14 protein-coding genes and 1 tRNA gene are annotated in these 17,962 nt (G+C 34.5%); 10 read left to right on the top strand and 5 right to left on the bottom strand.

What is annotated here, in order from left to right; genetic code table 11:
* Nucleotides 1-18: 18 nt before the first annotated feature.
* The gene (locus ACFFLS_RS15815; RefSeq protein ID WP_379684528.1) at nt 19-1,119 is read left to right on the top strand and encodes a SusE domain-containing protein; all 1,101 of its coding nucleotides are present in this window, start codon (nt 19-21) and stop codon (nt 1,117-1,119) included.
* Nucleotides 1,120-1,202: 83 nt separating this feature from the next.
* Complete coding sequence (locus tag ACFFLS_RS15810; RefSeq protein WP_379684529.1) at nt 1,203-4,067, top strand: alpha-amylase family glycosyl hydrolase; 2,865 nt, start codon at nt 1,203-1,205, stop codon at nt 4,065-4,067.
* Nucleotides 4,068-4,148: 81 nt separating this feature from the next.
* Here ACFFLS_RS15810 and ACFFLS_RS15805 read toward each other — a convergent pair whose 3' ends face one another.
* The 3 genes from ACFFLS_RS15805 to ACFFLS_RS15795 all read right to left on the bottom strand — a co-directional run bounded on the left by ACFFLS_RS15805 (nt 4,149) and on the right by ACFFLS_RS15795 (nt 6,210).
* The gene (locus tag ACFFLS_RS15805; protein ID WP_379684530.1) at nt 4,149-4,376 is read right to left on the bottom strand and encodes a DUF6814 family protein; all 228 of its coding nucleotides are present in this window, start codon (nt 4,374-4,376) and stop codon (nt 4,149-4,151) included.
* 10 nt (nt 4,377-4,386) lie between these two features.
* Complete coding sequence (locus tag ACFFLS_RS15800; RefSeq protein WP_379684531.1) at nt 4,387-5,877, bottom strand: MFS transporter; 1,491 nt, start codon at nt 5,875-5,877, stop codon at nt 4,387-4,389.
* Nucleotides 5,878-6,137: 260 nt separating this feature from the next.
* Nucleotides 6,138-6,210, bottom strand: a tRNA-Phe gene (locus ACFFLS_RS15795).
* A 104-nt stretch (nt 6,211-6,314) separates the two neighbouring features.
* Here ACFFLS_RS15795 and ACFFLS_RS15790 point away from each other — a divergent pair.
* The 7 genes from ACFFLS_RS15790 (at nt 6,315) to ACFFLS_RS15760 (ending at nt 13,270) form a co-directional block, all read left to right on the top strand.
* Nucleotides 6,315-7,049: a type III pantothenate kinase gene (locus ACFFLS_RS15790; protein WP_379684532.1), complete on the top strand. Its 735-nt coding sequence runs from the start codon at nt 6,315-6,317 to the stop codon at nt 7,047-7,049.
* Entirely contained in the window at nt 7,042-8,271 is a 1,230-nt protein-coding gene (bamG, locus tag ACFFLS_RS15785; protein WP_379684533.1) for a BamG family beta-barrel-assembly machinery protein, read from the top strand. The genes ACFFLS_RS15790 and bamG overlap by 8 nt, the downstream gene beginning before the upstream one ends.
* A 50-nt stretch (nt 8,272-8,321) precedes the next feature.
* Nucleotides 8,322-8,876, top strand: coding sequence for an LPS export ABC transporter periplasmic protein LptC (gene lptC, locus ACFFLS_RS15780; protein ID WP_379684534.1), 555 nt, complete (start codon nt 8,322-8,324; stop codon nt 8,874-8,876).
* Nucleotides 8,877-8,881: 5 nt separating this feature from the next.
* Nucleotides 8,882-9,076, top strand: a complete 195-nt coding sequence (locus tag ACFFLS_RS15775; RefSeq protein ID WP_379684535.1) for a hypothetical protein — start codon at nt 8,882-8,884, stop codon at nt 9,074-9,076.
* Nucleotides 9,077-9,079: 3 nt separating this feature from the next.
* Complete coding sequence (locus ACFFLS_RS15770) at nt 9,080-10,336, top strand: hemolysin family protein (protein WP_379684536.1); 1,257 nt, start codon at nt 9,080-9,082, stop codon at nt 10,334-10,336.
* 108 nt (nt 10,337-10,444) lie between these two features.
* Nucleotides 10,445-12,544 carry a peptidylprolyl isomerase gene (locus ACFFLS_RS15765; RefSeq protein WP_379684537.1) on the top strand — a complete coding sequence of 700 codons (2,100 nt, stop codon included), beginning with the start codon at nt 10,445-10,447 and terminating at the stop codon, nt 12,542-12,544.
* Nucleotides 12,545-12,823: 279 nt separating this feature from the next.
* Entirely contained in the window at nt 12,824-13,270 is a 447-nt protein-coding gene (locus tag ACFFLS_RS15760) for a hypothetical protein (protein ID WP_379684538.1), read from the top strand.
* 3 nt (nt 13,271-13,273) lie between these two features.
* Here ACFFLS_RS15760 and ACFFLS_RS15755 read toward each other — a convergent pair whose 3' ends face one another.
* Together ACFFLS_RS15755 and ACFFLS_RS15750 are read right to left on the bottom strand one after the other, a co-directional pair.
* Nucleotides 13,274-14,182, bottom strand: a complete 909-nt coding sequence (locus ACFFLS_RS15755) for a GYDIA family GHMP kinase (protein WP_379686352.1) — start codon at nt 14,180-14,182, stop codon at nt 13,274-13,276.
* Between the two features lie 91 nt (nt 14,183-14,273).
* Nucleotides 14,274-15,587: a hydroxymethylglutaryl-CoA reductase, degradative gene (locus ACFFLS_RS15750; protein ID WP_379684539.1), complete on the bottom strand. Its 1,314-nt coding sequence runs from the start codon at nt 15,585-15,587 to the stop codon at nt 14,274-14,276.
* Between the two features lie 181 nt (nt 15,588-15,768).
* On the opposite strand from ACFFLS_RS15750, the gene ACFFLS_RS15745 reads away from it, so the two are divergent.
* On the top strand, nt 15,769-17,940 hold the full coding sequence (locus tag ACFFLS_RS15745) for a S9 family peptidase (protein WP_379684540.1): 2,172 nt from the start codon (nt 15,769-15,771) through the stop codon (nt 17,938-17,940).
* Nucleotides 17,941-17,962: the final 22 nt, after the last annotated feature.

The following is a 17,962-nucleotide window of genomic DNA, read 5'->3' as shown; positions in this document are numbered from 1 at the left end:
ACCTAATAGAACTGAAAAATGAAAAATATATATAAAGTTTTAATCGCATTTATTGGTGTATTAGCGGTATCATGTAATGCTGATGCTGTAGACGAAAGACCAATTCTTGACACAGTTTTGGCACCAGAAATTACTGCGCCGACAACAGGACAAAATTATGTTCTTGATGTTGAAAAAGCATCTGAGGAAGTTGCTAAATTTAAATGGTCAGCGGCTGAATATTCTAATACAGTATCGATAAGATACAGCTTGTTGATAGATAAAAAAGGAGGAGATTTTACAGGAGCAAAAGTTCTTGAGGCTACTACCAATAATGTCACTGAAGTATCGGTACTAGCTAAAGATTTAAATCAGGCAGCAATTGATCTTGGAGGTGTGCCAGAAGTAGCGGCGCAATATGATGTAAAAATTACATCAAATGTTTCAAGCGGATTTGTTCAGGTATCAAAAGGATTGATTTCGATTACCGTAACTCCTTATGTTGGAAAAGTTGATTATAAATTCGACGATTGGTATTTAGTTGGAGATGCGTCAGCTTCTGGTTGGGATAACAATAAAGGAAACCAAATTTTATTTAGAAGTGCAACAAATGCAAATGAATATAAATTTACAGGATTCTTCAAAAAAGGTGTATTTAAGGCTATTAAAAACTTAGGAAGCTGGGCTCCAATGTATGGAGGTAAAGATGGATCTTTGATTTATAGAGCAACAGAAGGTGATGCGGATCCTGCTAGTTTTGAAATCGCAGCAGATGGATATTATACTTTTGTTATGGATGTTCAGAAATTAACCTATAAATTAACTCCATATGCAGCAGGCGCAACAGCGACAGTTTATAATACTGTAGGTATTATTGGAGATGCAACTGCTAAAGGATGGGATGCTTCGACACCAATGGTGAAATCTGCTTTTAATGCTCATATCTGGACACTAGGAGTAACATCTTTAAATGATGGAGGAATGAAGTTTAGAGCAAATGATGCTTGGGATGTTTCATGGGGAGGATCTACTGCTTTTTCAGGTGGAGGAAATGGTGAAAATATTCCAGTAGCAAAATCTAAATATCTTATTTATTTTAATGATTTAGACGGAAGTTATGTAATGATTCCTAATCAATAAGACTTCAGTTAATAACTGAAAAAGGGCTATCTCCAGATAGCCCTTTTTTAATCAAACTAACTAATTAGCTAACCACTATTATTATGAAAAGAATTTTACTATCAATTTTTTTATTGATGGCAGTAACTGCTTTTGCCCAGCAGCAAACAGTTGCTTATTCAATAAATCCATCAACATTTGAGGAAACAGCTTCTATTACTATTACTGTTAATGGAAGCAGTGTCAACGAAGCGACCTGGGGAGTTACAGGCAATGCATTATACATGTGGGCTTGGGCTTTTGATACCAATGACACTACGCAAAAAGGAACTCCGGACAATGGTTCTTGGGATGCTTCAACAGAAGCTAGTAGATTTACCTACAATGCGGGTACAGATACATATACCAAAATTATTACGCCAACGACTTATTTTAATACAACAGGAATAGGAAGAATAGGTTTTTTAATAAAAGCTAAAAACGGAAACGGCGATAAAAAATCTCAGGATATTTTGGTTGAAGTTGGTTCTTTTCAGGTTAATTTGACTTCACCAATAGAAAACAGCACCACGATTATTGCTTCAGGAGCAAATTTTAATATAGCTGCAACTAATACAAACGGAACAGCGAACTATACTTTAAAAGCAAACGGAACAACCATAAATACAGCCAGCACAGCTAATTATTCGTATTCGCATACCAATATTACAGCTAATCAGATCTATGAGTTGACGGCTGTTCAAGGTGCAACCACAATTTCTAAGAAGTTTTCAGTAGTCGTAAATCCAAATACGGTTTCTCAGGCTATGCCTTCAGGTTTAGAAGACGGAATTAATTATAATTCCGCTGATGCGACAAAAGCAACTTTGGTTTTAGACGCACCGTCAAAAGATTTTGTTTACGTTGCCGGAAGCTTTAATAATTGGCAGCCAACATTGGCTTATGCGATGAAAAAAGATCCTGTTTCGGGAAAATTCTGGTTGGAATTAACAGGATTGGTTTCGGGCGAAAATAATACGTATCAATATTGGGTAGTCGATGCAACGCCTTTGGCAAATTCGCCTTCGATGGTAAAAACGGCAGACCCATATTCAACTTTGGTTTTGTCTCCTTATGATGACCCATGGATTCCAGTATCCTCATATCCAAACATGCCAGTTTATCCGGCAGGACAGCAATTTGAAGTTACCGTTCTTAAAACAGGACAAACTTCATATAATTGGCAGGTAACCAATTTCGTAAAGCCAGAAAAGGAAAAACTGGTTGTCTATGAAGTTTTGGTTCGCGATTTTGATGCGACTCGTAATTTTCAAAGTTTGATTGACAAGATTGATTATTTTAAAAATCTTAAGATTAATGCAATTCAATTAATGCCAGTAATGGAATTTGAAGGCAATGAAAGCTGGGGGTATAATACTTCATTCCATATGGCTTTGGATAAATTCTACGGAAATTCAAATAAATTAAAAGAGTTTATCGATTTGTGTCATCAGAACGGAATAGCTGTTATTCTTGATGTTGCGTTAAATCATGCTTTTGGAAGAAATCCAATGGTAAGGATGTGGATGAATGATCCTGACGGAGATGGTTTTGGATCATCAACAAGCGAGAATCCTTATTTTAATACGGTAGCAAAACACAGTTACAATGTTGGGGAAGATTTTAATCATCAGTCTGTCAAAACACAATATTATGTAGAAAGAGTAATTAAGCAATGGATTCAGGAATACAAAATAGATGGTTTTAGATGGGATTTGACGAAAGGATTTACACAAGCTTGCACGGCTTCTGATAATTCTTGTACTGATGCTTACCAACAAGATCGTGTAGATGTTTTGAAAAAATATGCTGATTATTCATGGAGTTTAGACCCAACGCATTATACTATTTTTGAACATTTAGGAACGGATGCCGAAGAAAAAGAATGGGCAAATTATAAGATTTCTGAATCTCCGAGTAAAGGAATTATGATGTGGGGGAAAATGACAAATCAATATAATGAATTGTCTATGGGATATACTAGTGACATTACTAGAATGTCAAGTTCAAGCAGAGGATTTACGGCAAATCGTTTAATTGGATATGCAGAAAGTCACGATGAAGAACGTTTGATGTATAAAAATATACAATACGGAGCGTCAAACGGAACATATAATGTGAGAGATTTAAATACGGCGATTTCTAGAATGTCTGCGATTGGAGCTGTTTCTTTATTGGTTCCAGGTCCGAAAATGATTTGGCATTTTGGAGAATTAGGTATGGACGATTCTATTTTTACCTGTAATAATGGTACTGTAAATGACGAATCGGCAACGCTTCAAGGCGACTGCAAGTTAGATACGAAACCGCAGCCACAATGGACAGAAAATTGGCTCAACGATTCTAATCGAAATAAAATTTACAACGATTGGTCCAAAATGATTGCTCTTAAAACAGCTGAACCGGTTTTTTTAGGAACCTCTACTATTAAAAATGCTAATTCTAAGGTTGTAAATATTAAAATTACCAATAGCAATTTAGCTGTCACTCAATTAAAAGATGTTTTGATTTTAGCCAATTTTGATGTTACGGCGCAAAATATTTCAACAGGATTTCCGTATGCGGGAACATGGTATAATTTGATGGATAACACGACCATAAATGTTGCTGATGTAAATGCGCCAATAAATCTACCTCCAGGAGAATACAGGATTTATGGTAATAAAATTGCAAATCTGGCGATAGAGAATTTTGAAAAAGAAAAAACGGTTAGTTTGTATCCAAATCCTACATCTAGCTATTTTACTTTAAATTTTGTGGCATCAAAAGTTGAGGTTTATTCGGTTTCAGGAAGCTTGGTAAAGAATTTCACTTCAAATAGCAATTTAGATCATCAATACAATGTTAGCGACCTGCAGGCTGGTTTATATGTTGTGAAGGCATTTGATGAAAATGGTAATTCGCAGACAATAAAATTCATTAAAAAATAAAAAATTAGGTTGGGTTAAGTTAGGTTAGTGATGAAAAGGGCTGTTCTATTAATATAGACAGCCCTTTTCTGATTTAAATCTTCACTTTTTTTTGTGATTGTATTCTCCAATCACGGCAAAATATCCAAAAGTTCCTAATCCTAAAACAATCAATGGAGTCAGGATAAAAAGGATGATTATGCCAAAGACCAGATCTTCTTGCTGGTCCGATAATAATTTAGGAAGGCCAAACTCAAACACGCAGAAATAAGCGGCCGCAACTGCCAAAATAACCCATAAAACGCCTAAAGCTTGTTTGACTGAATCCATGTTTTAACTATTAAAGATGATTAAATTTATTTTTATTGTCAATGTATATCATTCCTATTACAAAACAAACCGAAGCAATAATAATAGGATACCAAAGTCCGTCAAGGTAAAAATCACTTTTTCCAGCCGCTTTTGCATGTGTCACAAAATAAGTCGATATCGCCGGAAGCAGACCTCCAAAGATTCCATTTCCTACATGATAAGGAAGTGACATCGATGTATATCTGATTTTCGTCGGAAACATTTCAACCAAAAATGCAGCTATTGGACCATAAACCATCGTTACAAATAATACCTGAATAAAAACCAGAAATATTAATTTCCATTCATCAGCAGCATTTATATTGATTATAATCTGGCTTTGAGGTTCTTTGTCCTTAAAAACGGTTTTGTTTTCAATATACGAAGTTCCGTCGGTATAGGTTTTAGAAATTGTGGTTACTGTTGCATTATTAATAATTTCGGTATTTTGAGTAGTCTTTGCTGCGATTTCTGTTTTATTTTTAATTTCTGTTGTTTTATACATAGCACTATAAATAGGTCTGTATAAAAAAATCGCCAACAGCATTCCAAGCATCATAATATATTTTCGGCCGACTTTGTCGCTGAGCCATCCAAAAACTATAAAAAAAGGTGTTCCGATTAGCAATGCAATTCCGAGAAGACTGTCAACTTGAGAAGAGTCGATATTCATAACCGTTTTCATAAAACTCATCGCATAAAATTGTCCGGTGTACCAAACAACACCTTGTCCCATAGTGGCTCCAAAGAGAGCCAATAAAACAAATTTTAAATTGTAGCGGTTTCCAAAACTTTCTTTTAGCGGATTTGTACTTGTTGTTCCTTCTTTTTTGGCTTTTGCAAAAACAGGAGATTCATCCATATTTTTTCTAATAAGATAAGAAACCCCAACCATGGCAATCGACACCCAGAAAGGAACGCGCCATCCCCATAAATCAAAATCTTCTGCAGAAAGTACACTTTTGGTAGCAAGAATCACCATTAGAGAAATAAATAATCCTACCGTAGCTGTTGTTTGAATCCAGGAAGTCCAATATCCTTTTTGCCCTGATGGAGCATGTTCGGCGACGTAAGTTGCTGCGCCACCATATTCGCCTCCAAGAGCAAGTCCTTGAAGCAAACGTAGAATCAAAACTAAAAAAGGAGCAAGAAAGCCAATAGTTTCATAACTCGGAATACAACCAATTAAGAAAGTGGATCCTCCCATTAATAATAAGGTTGCCATAAAAGTATATTTTCGGCCAATGATATCTCCCAATCTACCAAAAAATAAAGCGCCAAACGGACGCACTACAAATCCGGCTGCAAAAGTGGCTAAGGTCGATAAAAATGCTGCGGTTGGATTATCACTAGGAAAAAATTTTGTAGAAATAACCACGGCTAAACTGCCGAAAATATAGAAATCGTACCATTCGATCATGGTGCCCATAGAAGAGGCTGAAATTACTTTCCAAATGCCTTTAGTAGAAGTTTCGCTCATAAAACTGCTTTGTAATCTTGTTAGTAAATGAAAGATAAAATTATAGTTTTACGAATATAAAAGATATTTTTTTATTTAGTCAATACTTTTTTAACAAAAACTATTTATTTGTTGACATTTGCTTTTAACCGCAAAGCCACAAAGAAAAACCGCAAAGGTTCGCAAAGTTTAATTTTAAAAACTTTGCGAACCTTTGCGGTTTAAAAAAAACAGAAAATCTATAGAAAACAAAAAACCCGAATATTGCTATTCGGGTTTTGTGGTACCTCCAGGGATCGAACCAGGGACACATGGATTTTCAGTCCATTGCTCTACCATCTGAGCTAAGGTACCGTTTTGTGCGTATTGCGGGTGCAAAGATAGAATCATTTTCCGTTTATCCAAAACATTTTTTTAAAAAAATCAATTCGTATCTTCGCAACAGCAAAAAATAAGTTATGATTTTAACGGTTGATGTTGGAAATACAAGAATTAAAGCGGCTGTATTTGAGGGTGATACTGCTTTAGAAAATTTTGTTTTTGAGAAAAAAGAACTCGAAAAAAAAATTGAAATAATCTTAAAAAAGTTTCCAGATTGCACTGATTTAGTAGCGGCATCGGTAGGACAAATCGAAAAAGAAGCTTTTTTGACTTTCGAAAACGTCTTAAAAATACATTTTCTGACACATGAAGATGCTTTTCCGTTTGCCAATAAATATGCAACACCGAAAACTTTAGGAATTGACCGTATGGTTTTGGCTGCAGGCGCAGTTTTACAGTTTCCTCAAAAAAACCGATTAGTAATTGATGCCGGAACTTGTATTACCTACGATTTTATCGACGAAAACGACAATTATCTTGGAGGTGCCATCTCTCCGGGCCTCCGTTTGCGATATGAATCAATGCATAATTTTACAGCCAGACTGCCGTTATTGACATTAGAAGCGCCTGTTTCCTATATAGGAAATTCGACCACGCAAGCGATGCATTCGGGAGTAGTCAACGGTTTCGTCTATGAGATTGACGGATTTATCGATGAATATCGCAGACAGTTTTCAAATTTTATCATAATTTTAACGGGAGGTGATGCAGAATTTTTGGCTAAACGATTAAAAAATACCATATTTGCCAATTCAAATTTCCTGCTGGAGAGTTTGAGCCAAACTTATCAATATAAAATCGACAATGATTAAAAAAGTTATAATAAGCGCTTGTCTGCTTATGTCGTTCGTTTCATTCGCGCAGCAAGGTACTGCCTCGCCTTATTCTTTTTACGGAATTGGTGAAGCAAGATTCAAAGGAACTTTGGAATACAGGTCTATGGCAGGAGTTGCAGTAGAACAAGACAGTATTCACCTTAATATCGAGAATCCGGCGAGTTATTCTAACCTTGTATATACCACTTTTACAGTAGGAGGAACTTTTGCTACTTCAAATTTAAAAACCAGTTCTCAGTCTGAAAAAGCGCAAAGAACAACTTTTGATTATTTGGCAATAGGAATCCCGATGGGAAAACTAGGGGCTTCTTTTGGATTGATACCCGTATCTTCTGTTGGATATAAAATTCTTAACGATAATACAGGGACAGAAGGCGCTACAAGTGCACAGCTTGACGGAAAAGGCGGTGTTAATAAAGTATACCTAGGTTTGAGCTACAAAATTATGCAGAACTGGAATGTAGGTGCTGATGTACAGTATAATTTTGGAAAAATCACTACTACAAGTATCGAAGCTGTTACTGGTGTTCAAAATATTACCACAGAAGAGAATACTTCGGAACTTTCTGGAGCGAGCTTTAGTATTGGAACAATGTATCAAAGGAAGCTTTATAAAAAAGTTAATTTGTTTACCAGTTTAAGTTATGCTTTTTCAAGTACCTTAAACTCTGACAACACTAGAACAATTACGGTCAGCGGTGATCCAGATCCCTATACTTATGCGCCAAATTCTCAGGAATTGAAGCTTCCTAGCAAATTAAGTATAAGTGCCGGAATTGGCGAGTCGAGAAAATGGTTAATAGGTACAAGCGCAGTTTTTCAGGGAGAAGGACAATACACAAACTATTACAACCAAAGCCCAAATGTACAGTATGAGAAATATTCTAAATATGCAATAGGAGGATATTTCATTCCTAATTACGCTTCATTTACAAATTATTTCAGCAGGATTACCTACAGGGCAGGATTGAAATATGAGAAAATTGGTTTAATCGTAAATAATGAATCTATTAAAGATGTCGGAATGACATTAGGAGCAGGTTTTCCTATTACAGGGTCTTTTTCAAATGTCAATCTTGGAGTCGAATTTGGTAAAAGAGGTACAGTATCTTCAGATTTGGTTCAGGAAAACTACGTGAATTTTAGCGTAAGCTTCTCGTTTAACGACAGATGGTTTGTGAAAAGTAAATTCAATTAAAACATTTTTTTTACTTTTTTAAGCTCATTACAATTTACTATTTTTGGCAGATGAATTTACCAAAGAGATATAGTCTTATAGTTGTCACAGTTTTTGCTGTGACACTGTTTTTTGGATGTGAGAGTAATTTTAAAGAAGTTCAGAAAATTAATTTCTCTGAATTTGTTCCTGCCAGTGATGCCGATACGGTTAATATCAAATATACAGACTCAGGACGCGTTACGGGTGTTTTGGTAAGTCCAAAAATGCTTGATTATTCCAATCTCGAATTTCCATTTACAGAATTTCCAAAAGGAATAGATGTTACTTTGTATGATAAAAAGCAAAAACGTACCTTTATAAAAGGTAATTACGCTGTTTCGTATAAAAATACCGGAATTATAGATTTAATCGGGAAAGTAAAAATCACATCAGAATCAGGACAAGTGCTGGAAACAGAACAATTGTATTTTGATCAGAAAAATGAATGGTTTTACACCGAAAGGAAATTTAAGCTGACCGATGCAAAAGGTGTTTCGTTTGGGCAGGGAATAGATTTCAGCAAAGATTTTAAAGTAATCAATTCACAGCGTGTAAGCGGTGACATTGAATCATCAGAAGAATAAATATTATGGGTTATTTAAAATATACACAATACGTTTACATCGTTTTTGGGCTTTATTTTGCTTACGATGGTTTTACAAAATTAAACAAGCAAGACGATACTGCGGCTCTAAGTTTTATTATTGCCGGAATGGCTATTTTTATGTTCTTTTTTAGAAGAAGGTTTGTTAAGAAATTTGAAGACCGCAATAAAAAAAAGTAAAAAATGGAAATTAGTATTATAATCCTATGTTTAATACTAGCAGCCTTTTTTTCGGGAATGGAAATAGCTTTTATTTCTGCCAATAAAATTTACCTTGAAATTGAAAAAAAACAGGATAATTTTTTATCCCGTATTTTAACCAGACTTACCAAAAATCCTTCAAAATTTATTGCCGCAATGCTTATTGGAAACAATGTAGCATTGGTGATTTACGGATTTTTTATGGGCGATATTATTCTCGGCTGGATTTCCTATTTCGGTTTTTCGTTTTCAGATTGGCTCAACGTTTTGGTGCAGACGATAATTGCGGCTTTTATTGTTTTGCTGACTTCGGAGTTTTTTCCAAAAGTTTTTTTCCAGATTTATGCCAATTCGCTCATTAAAATTTTCGCGCTTCCGGCGTACTTATTCTACAGGTTTTTTTATTATATCTCGAGTTTTTTTATCTGGATTGCCGATTTTGTCTTAAGCCGATTCTTTAAGACGGAAGGCGATCAGGTGCATTTATTCAGCAGAAGCGAACTCGGAAATTTCATCACAGAACAAATGAGTACTGTTGAAGATGACGAAGAAGTTGATTCAGAAATTCAGATTTTTCAGAATGCTCTCGAGTTTTCAGGAGTTAAGGCAAGAGATATAATGTCGCCAAGAACGGAAATAGTGGCAGTCGATTTGTTTGACAGTGTCAATGATTTAAAAGCGATGTTTATAGAGACCGGTTATTCCAAAATAATGGTCTATCAGAACAATTTAGATGATATTGTAGGTTATGTGCATTCGTTTGATTTGTTTAAAAAACCGCCGACCATAAAATCGGTTTTGATGACAGTCGAATTTGTTCCTGAAACCATTCTTATAAAAGATGTTTTGACATTACTACTCAAAAAACATAAAAATGCGGCCGTTGTTTTGGATGAATATGGAGGTACTTCAGGAATTGTGACAGTAGAAGATATTGTAGAAGAACTATTTGGTGAAATTGAAGACGAACATGATCTTGACGAAGAATTGATAGAACAGGAACTGGGAGACGGCAAATACTTGTTTTCAGCAAGATTAGATGTAGAGTATCTGAATGAAACCTATAAATTGATGATTCCCGAAGAAGATTCATATGGGACTTTAGGCGGATTTATAGTCAACTTTACAAAAGAAATCCCTCAAAAAGGAGAGAAAATTGTAATTGATAACTTTCATTTTGTCATAAAAGAAGCCACTAATAAGAAAATTGAATTGGTTAAATTGACAATAAAAGAGTGAATTTTTTAATTAATGAAAAAAATTGTGTAAAATAAAACGCTAGTTGTATTGTTATTAACTAGATAATTGTATTTTCGCAAACTGAATATAAAATTAACGATAATAAAAATGGCAGTTTTAGCAAAAATTAGACAGCGTTCCGCTTTATTGATAGGAGTTATTGCACTTGCATTATTTGCATTTATAATACAAGATCTATTCACAAGAGGAACATTTGGTCAAAGTTCAAAAGATGTAGGAAGCATCGATGGAAAAGATATTTCATTTGAAGACTTTAGAATTAAAGTTAGTAATGTTGAAAAAAGTGGGCAAGGTATTACTTCCACTGAAGCTGCAAACAGAGTATGGGATGAAGAGGTTTCAATTGCATTATTATCAGCACAGTTTGACAAATTAGGATTGAGAGTAGGTGAAAAACACCTTATCGAAGTTTTAAAAGCAGATCCAAATATTGGTAAAAATCCAATGTTTTTAAATGCTGCAGGAATTTTTGATATTGTGAAATTCAAGGATTATTTTAAAGCAAATCCAGAGGCAGCTCAGTTTATTGCGCAAAAAGAAAAAGATGCTGAATTGAATGCTAAATTTCAAATCTATAATACTTTAATTAGAGCAGGACTTTATACAACTGCAAGCGAAGGAAAATTAAAGTATGAAATGGAAGCTAACAAAGTAAACTTTGCTTATGCAGGGGCACTTTATTCTTCTATTAAAGACAGTGAAGTAAAAATTTCTGATTCAGAGATTATTGATTATATGAAGAAAAACGAGAAAAAGTTTAAAGCAGACGCAACTCGTGAAATTCAATACGTTTTAGTTGAGGACAAACCATCAAAACAAGATGAGGCAGATATTAAGGCAAAATTAACAGCTTTATTGTCAGCAAGACCTGAATACAACGAAAAAACAGGGAAAACAGACACATTGCCAGGATTCAAAAATGCAGTAAACGTTGCTGAATTTGTAAACTCTAATTCTGATATCCCTTACGATTCTACGTATGTTCCTAAAAACGCGCTTCCTGCTGTTGATGCTGATAAATTGTTCAGTCTTCCTGCAGGTGCAATTTACGGTCCTTATGTGTTAGGAAGATATTACGCTATCTCTAAATCTTTAGGATTTAAAGCTGGAGTAAATGCAAAAGCAAGTCATATCTTAATCGGTTTCGAAGGTTCTCAGACTCCAAACCCAAAAGAAAAAAGAACTAAAGAAGAAGCAAAAGCTAAAGCTGAAGAAATCTTAGCTCAGGTTCAAGCAAATCCAGATAGTTTTATGATGTTGGCTTTTACAAGCTCTGATGATTCTTCTGCACAACAAGGAGGAGATTTAGGCTATTTTGGTCCAAATACAATGGTAAAACCATTCAATGATTTTGTATTCAGTAACGGAATTGGAAAAGTAGGTTTAGTTGAAACTCAATTCGGTTTTCATATCATTAAAATTACAGATAAGCAAGACGGAATTCGTTTAGCTACTATTGCGCAAAAAATTGAGCCTTCTGAGGCTACTTCTGATAAAGTGTTTACTTTGGCTACTAAATTTGAAATGAACGCTGGAGAAAAAGATTTTAATGCAGCTGCAAAAGAATTAGGATTAAAAGTTTCTCCAGAAGTTTCTGTTAAGGCTATGGATGAAGCATTTGGACCTCTTGGAAAACAGCGTAACATTGTAAGATGGGCATTTGATAAAGAAACAAGCAAGGGAGATGTTAAGCGTTTTGAATTGGCAAATATCGGTCACGTTATTGCTCAATACAAAGGAGAAAACAAATCTGGATTAGTTTCTGTAACTATGGCAAGACCATATGTTGAGCCAATCTTGAAGAATCAGAAGAAAGCTGAAATTTTAAAAGCTAAAATGACAGGTTCAACAATTGAAGCGGTTGCTAAAAGTGCAGGTGTTGCGGTACAACAGGCTACAAATGTAACGATGGATAATCCTGTACTTCCTGGAGGTGTAGGACAAGAGCCAAAAGTTATAGGTAATGCATTTGCTTTGACAGCGAACAAGCTTTCTGCTCCAATTGAAGGAAATACTGGTGTTTATGTAGTAAAAAACATCAGCACAGTAAAAGCTCCTGCAATTGCTAACCATGCAGCTTACGTAGAGAAAATAAAATCTCAAAGTTCTTCAGATGCAAGCAGAGTTTTACCTGCTTTGAAAAACAATGCTAAAATTGAAGACAATAGATTACAATTCAACTACTAATTTTTAGAAGTTATTTTATAAAGAGAGCCCGAAATACGCGAGTGTTTCGGGCTTTTTGCTTTTAAAATTCTCGTATTGTAGTTAGTGTTTTTTTTTAACAGTTACAAGGTTGATATATGGCGATAATAGAAATTTAATTTAAAAAATTTGTGATATTCAAATTATTACAGTTAATTTGTCCGATTTTTATTTTAACAAAGTTAGTCGTAGTAATTTTCTCTGTTGATTAAATTTCAAAAGAACAATCCAAAACAAAATCTTTTAATAACCAGACAGTTGATGTTTTCTAAGTTTAAGTTTTTTAGAAAAAAGCCCAAGGTTTATACCAAAATTGAGAATCATATTTTTGGTATAATCACGGAACTTTTAAAGGTTAGCAGCACCGACATCAATGTTGATGAATTAGGAGGTAAGTATTATCTTAGTAATGAAGAACAACATTTTAAGGTAACAATTTTAAGCAACGATTATGTTATCAGATTAACCAATACTCGTGATTCTGTTGCTGAAAAATACGATAAAGTTTTTGTTGAAGATGTTTTGAAAGCTGTAAAAGAAGAAAAGCACAGACGAATGGAGCTCGTTTATGATTCGATTACCAACAGTATAGAAAAAATGGCAGAACGTCTTCATAACACGCTTATAGAATCAAACGAACAAGAAAGTCAAGCTGTTCGAAGATTGGAAACCGCCGATATCGAAAACAAAAAAACAAATTTAAACTGATTTTTATAAAATCATTTCCTCATACGTAAGGATAGTTTCGTAACCTCTAGAAACAAAATATTCTTTCGGATTTTCTTTTGAAACAACCATCACAAAGTCGCCTCCCCAGGCTCCAAGACTTTTAATAACGCCCGTAAAATCAGGAAATACTGCTTCTTTTATAGTCTGCATTTCAAGAATATTGCTCAGGTGAATTTCATGTTTCTGTACTGCCGAGGCAAATTCTTTCAATGTTTTTGCATTCAATATTGCAGCTGTAATTTTATTGTTAACAGCAATGCTTTCGCCTAGATTGTGGTTTTTGTGATTGTTGTAAGAGTAAATAGCCGATTTGCTGTTCTGTTTTTTATTCAGATAAACAAAATAAATATGGTTTGTAAAATCGGGTTTAAAATCGACAGGCTTTGCAATATTATCTTTAATCTTATAGATAATTGGAGTGTCGTTTTGGGCGCAAGCAATATCGTAACCACTTCCTCCAAAGCTATTGTTTAACAGTTTAAAAGCATTAACATCAGTCCATTGTGCAATATTGTTGATTAAGGTCGATGAAGTTCCTAATCCCCATTTGCGCGGAAAAGTAAGGTGAGTGTTTGCTTTGTAACCTTCCGATTTATCTAAAAAATCAGAATTTAAACGATACGCTTCATGCAATATACTTATAAGAGTGGTTTTTACAGTTTCGGTTTTAGATTCTGTTTTGTTTATAATGTCGCTGAACAAAATGGTGTCTTCATACCATATATGATTATCGTAATCAAAGCTGGTCCATTGAATTTCCTTGTTCTTCCCATTTTCAATTACCAGATCCTGGCCAAATTTTGTGGGTAATGCAAAAGCATCAGCTCCGTCCAAAACAAGGTATTCTCCAGCGATAAAAAGTTTTCCGTTACTGTAAAAAGTTGCTGACATGCTTGTCTCTGTATTATTATACAAATTCCAATGTTTTAAATTCCAAAGCTAACATTGGGCTTTGGAATTTTATGCATTAGAATTTATTGATTTATTTTCTTAAGTTTTCTATAAATTCAACTACGGCGCTGTGCGAAACGGTTGTTTTCTTAAAGTGTGCTTTTATCAGATGGCGTTCCTCTTCTGTAGCTTCAAACTGATTAATGATGTTGTTGAGATGCATTTTCATATGTCCTTCCTGAATTCCGGTAGTAGTTAATGAGCGAAGTGCTGCAAAATTCTGCGCAAGTCCTGCTGCGGCCACAATTTCCATTAATTCGCTTGCTGATGGTTTTTCAAGAATTTCAAGACTCAGTTTTACCAATGGGTGTAAGGAAGTAAGTCCGCCTACAGTTCCTAAAGCAAGTGGAATTTCGAGCCAGAAAGTAAAAATTCCGTTCTCAATTTTAGCGTGGGATAAACTTGCGTATTGTCCGTTTTTTGATGCATAAGCATGCACTCCAGCCTCAACAGCTCTAAAGTCATTGCCTGTTGCGAGGATTACGGCATCAACTCCGTTCATGATTCCTTTATTGTGTGTTACTGCCCTAAAAGGTTCTGCTTCTGCAATTTGTACAGCCTGAACAAAACGCTCGGCAAATAACTGAGGTTCTGAGATGTGCTTTTCTGCCAATTCTTCTACAGGACAGGAAACTTCTGCTCTCACCAAACAGTTTGGAACATAATTAGATAAAATACTCATAATGACTTGCAGTGCATTATCGTCAGAAAACAAATCCGACTTTTGAAATTCATCTTTTAAAGTTGTTGCAAATTGTTCGAGACAAGAATTTATAAAGTTAGCGCCCATGCTGTCTTTAGTTTCAAAAGTAGCATGAAGCTGATAGTAATTTTCAAGAAGACTTCTTTTGTCTTTTAGTTTTATGTCGAGAATTCCGCCGCCGCGTTGTTCCATATTTTTAGTTATGGATTGCGTTTCTGAAAAGAATTTTGGTTTGATCTGATCAAAAAAGACATGAAGTTTTTCGGCATCACCGTTGAAAGTAAAATGCACCTGTCCGATTTTTTCAGTATCGATGACCGTAGTTTTAAATCCGCCTCGAGTTGACCAATATTTTGCCGCTTTTGAAGCAGCCGCAACCACAGAACTTTCTTCAATAGCCATCGGAATGGTTTTGTATTTTCCGTTGATTAAAAAATTAGGAGAAATACCCAGCGGAATATACAAATTAGTAATTGTATTTTCGATGAACTCATCGTGAAGCTGTTGAAGCTTTTCGTCTGAATTCCAGTAATTTCTTATAATCGTAAGGGCTTCTTCAGGATTTGAAAAATAGGTTTCAGCAATCCAGTTTATTTTTTCTTTTTTGGATAATTTCGAAAATCCGGCAACGGCATTGTTCATTCTCAATATATTAAATAATAATGTTGCGGCAAATATACCATTTTAAGAGTTTTGTTTAAAATCAATTTGAAACTTCAAAATACGCAATCGTTATTTTTTTTAACATTTAACACTTAAAATGTGTATTATGTTTGTTTTTTTTACTAAAATTGGACTCTTTTTATATTTAAAATAATTTCGGATGAATACAAGTAAAATTACTCTAGTTCTTTTATTTTTGATTACAATCGCTTTCGGACAACAGAAAATAACTGTTGAAAGTATTTACGGCGGTGCATTTCGTGCAAAAGGAATGGATGAGCTGCAATCTTTAAAAAATACGAATCAGTACACCGTATTAAATGTAGATCAAGCAGCGAGGAGTATGCAGATTGGGCTTTATGATTTTGCGACATTAAAAAAAATCAATAATTTAATTGACACGAAAGATTATAAGGAGCTTGCAGACGGCATTGACAGCTACACATTTGATGCTTCAGAAAAAAAGATACTAATTGCTTGTAATTCAAACAAAATATTCCGCCACTCTTTTACTGCAGATTACTTTTTGTATGAGATCGCTTCAAAATCATTGACAAAACTGGTTGATTTTCAAATTCAGGAGCCAACTTTTTCTCCTGACGGAACAAAAATTGCTTACGCTAGAGAAAATAACTTATATATATATGATGTAGCATCTAAAAAGTCTACACCAGTTACAGCTGACGGAAAGAAAAATGCTGTAATAAATGGTATTACTGATTGGGTTTACGAAGAAGAATTTGCATTTGTGCGCGCTTTTGATTGGAGTAAAGACAGTAAAAAATTAGCATATATCCGCTTTGACGAAAGTCAGGTTCCGGAATTTTCGATGTCGATGTTTCATCAGGATTTATATCCAACAATTGAGACTTTTAAATATCCTAAAGCTGGAGAAAAAAATTCAGAAGTTTCATTACATATTTTTGATGTTGCAGGAAACGCGACTAAAAAAGTTAACTTAGGGAATTACAATGATTTCTACATTGCAAGAATGCAGTGGACAAATGATAATAATGTTTTATCGGCTCAGGTGTTAAATCGTCATCAGGATAATCTTGACTTGCTATTTGTAGACGGAACATCAGCTGTTGCAAAAGTGGTTTTAAATGAAAAAGATAAAGCTTATGTTGATATTACGGACAATCTTACTTTCTTAAAAGACAACAGTTTTATTTGGACAAGCGAAAAAGACGGTTTTAATCATATTTATGTATATGATAAAAACGGAAAACTTAAAAATCAGGTTACAAAAGGAAACTGGGAAGTTGTTTCATACTACGGTTTCGACGAAAAAACAAAAACGATTTTCTATCAGTCTACAGAAAATGGTTCTATAAACAGAGATCTTTACAAAATTGGTTTAGACGGAAAAAACAAACTTCGTCTTTCTTCAAAAGTAGGTACAAGCGCGGCAACCTTCAGCCCGAACTTCGAATATTTCATCACAACTTATTCTAGTAATTTACAGCCTACAACTTACACGCTGAATGAGGCTAAAAACGGAAAAGAAATCCAGGTTATTGAAAACAACCAGGCTCTTGCCGAAAAATTAAAAGCGTACAATCTTCCTGCTAAAGAGTTTTTTGTTTTAAAAACAGCAAAAGGAAACGAATTAAATGCTTGGATATTAAAACCAAAAGATTTTGATCCTTCAAAAAAATATCCTGTATTTATGTATCAGTATTCAGGACCAGGTTCACAGCAAGTAAACAATGATTGGAATAATAATGACGATTATTGGTTTTTATCATTAACACAACAAGGTTATATTGTTGCTTGTGTAGATGGAAGAGGAACTGGGTATAAAGGAGCAGACTTCAAAAAAGTTACCCAAAAAGAATTAGGAAAATATGAGGTAGAAGACCAAATTGATACTGCAAAAGTTATTGGAACTTATCCATACGTTGATGCTTCAAGAATTGGAATTTTTGGATGGAGTTACGGTGGTTTTATGTCATCTAATTGTATTTTTCAAGGAAATGATGTTTTCAAAATGGCGATTGCGGTTGCTCCTGTGACCAATTGGCGTTTTTACGACAGTGTTTATACCGAAAGATACATGCAGACGCCACAGGAAAATGCAAGCGGATACGATCAAAATTCTCCAATCAATCACGTTGAAAAATTAAAAGGAAAATTTTTATTGATTCATGGTTCTGGTGATGATAATGTTCACGTTCAGAATTCGATGCAAATGATGGAAGCTTTGATTCAGGCTAACAAACAATTTGATTCTCAAATTTATCCTGATAAAAACCACGGAATTTATGGCGGTAAAACACGAATTCAGCTTTATAATAAAATGACTAATTTTATTAAAGAAAATTTATAAATCTAAAAACATTTAATCTTAA

It is taken from the genome of Flavobacterium procerum (genome assembly GCF_042431625.1).
Lineage (GTDB): Bacteria > Bacteroidota > Bacteroidia > Flavobacteriales > Flavobacteriaceae > Flavobacterium > Flavobacterium procerum.
This window is presented reverse-complemented; position numbering and strand designations above follow the sequence as displayed.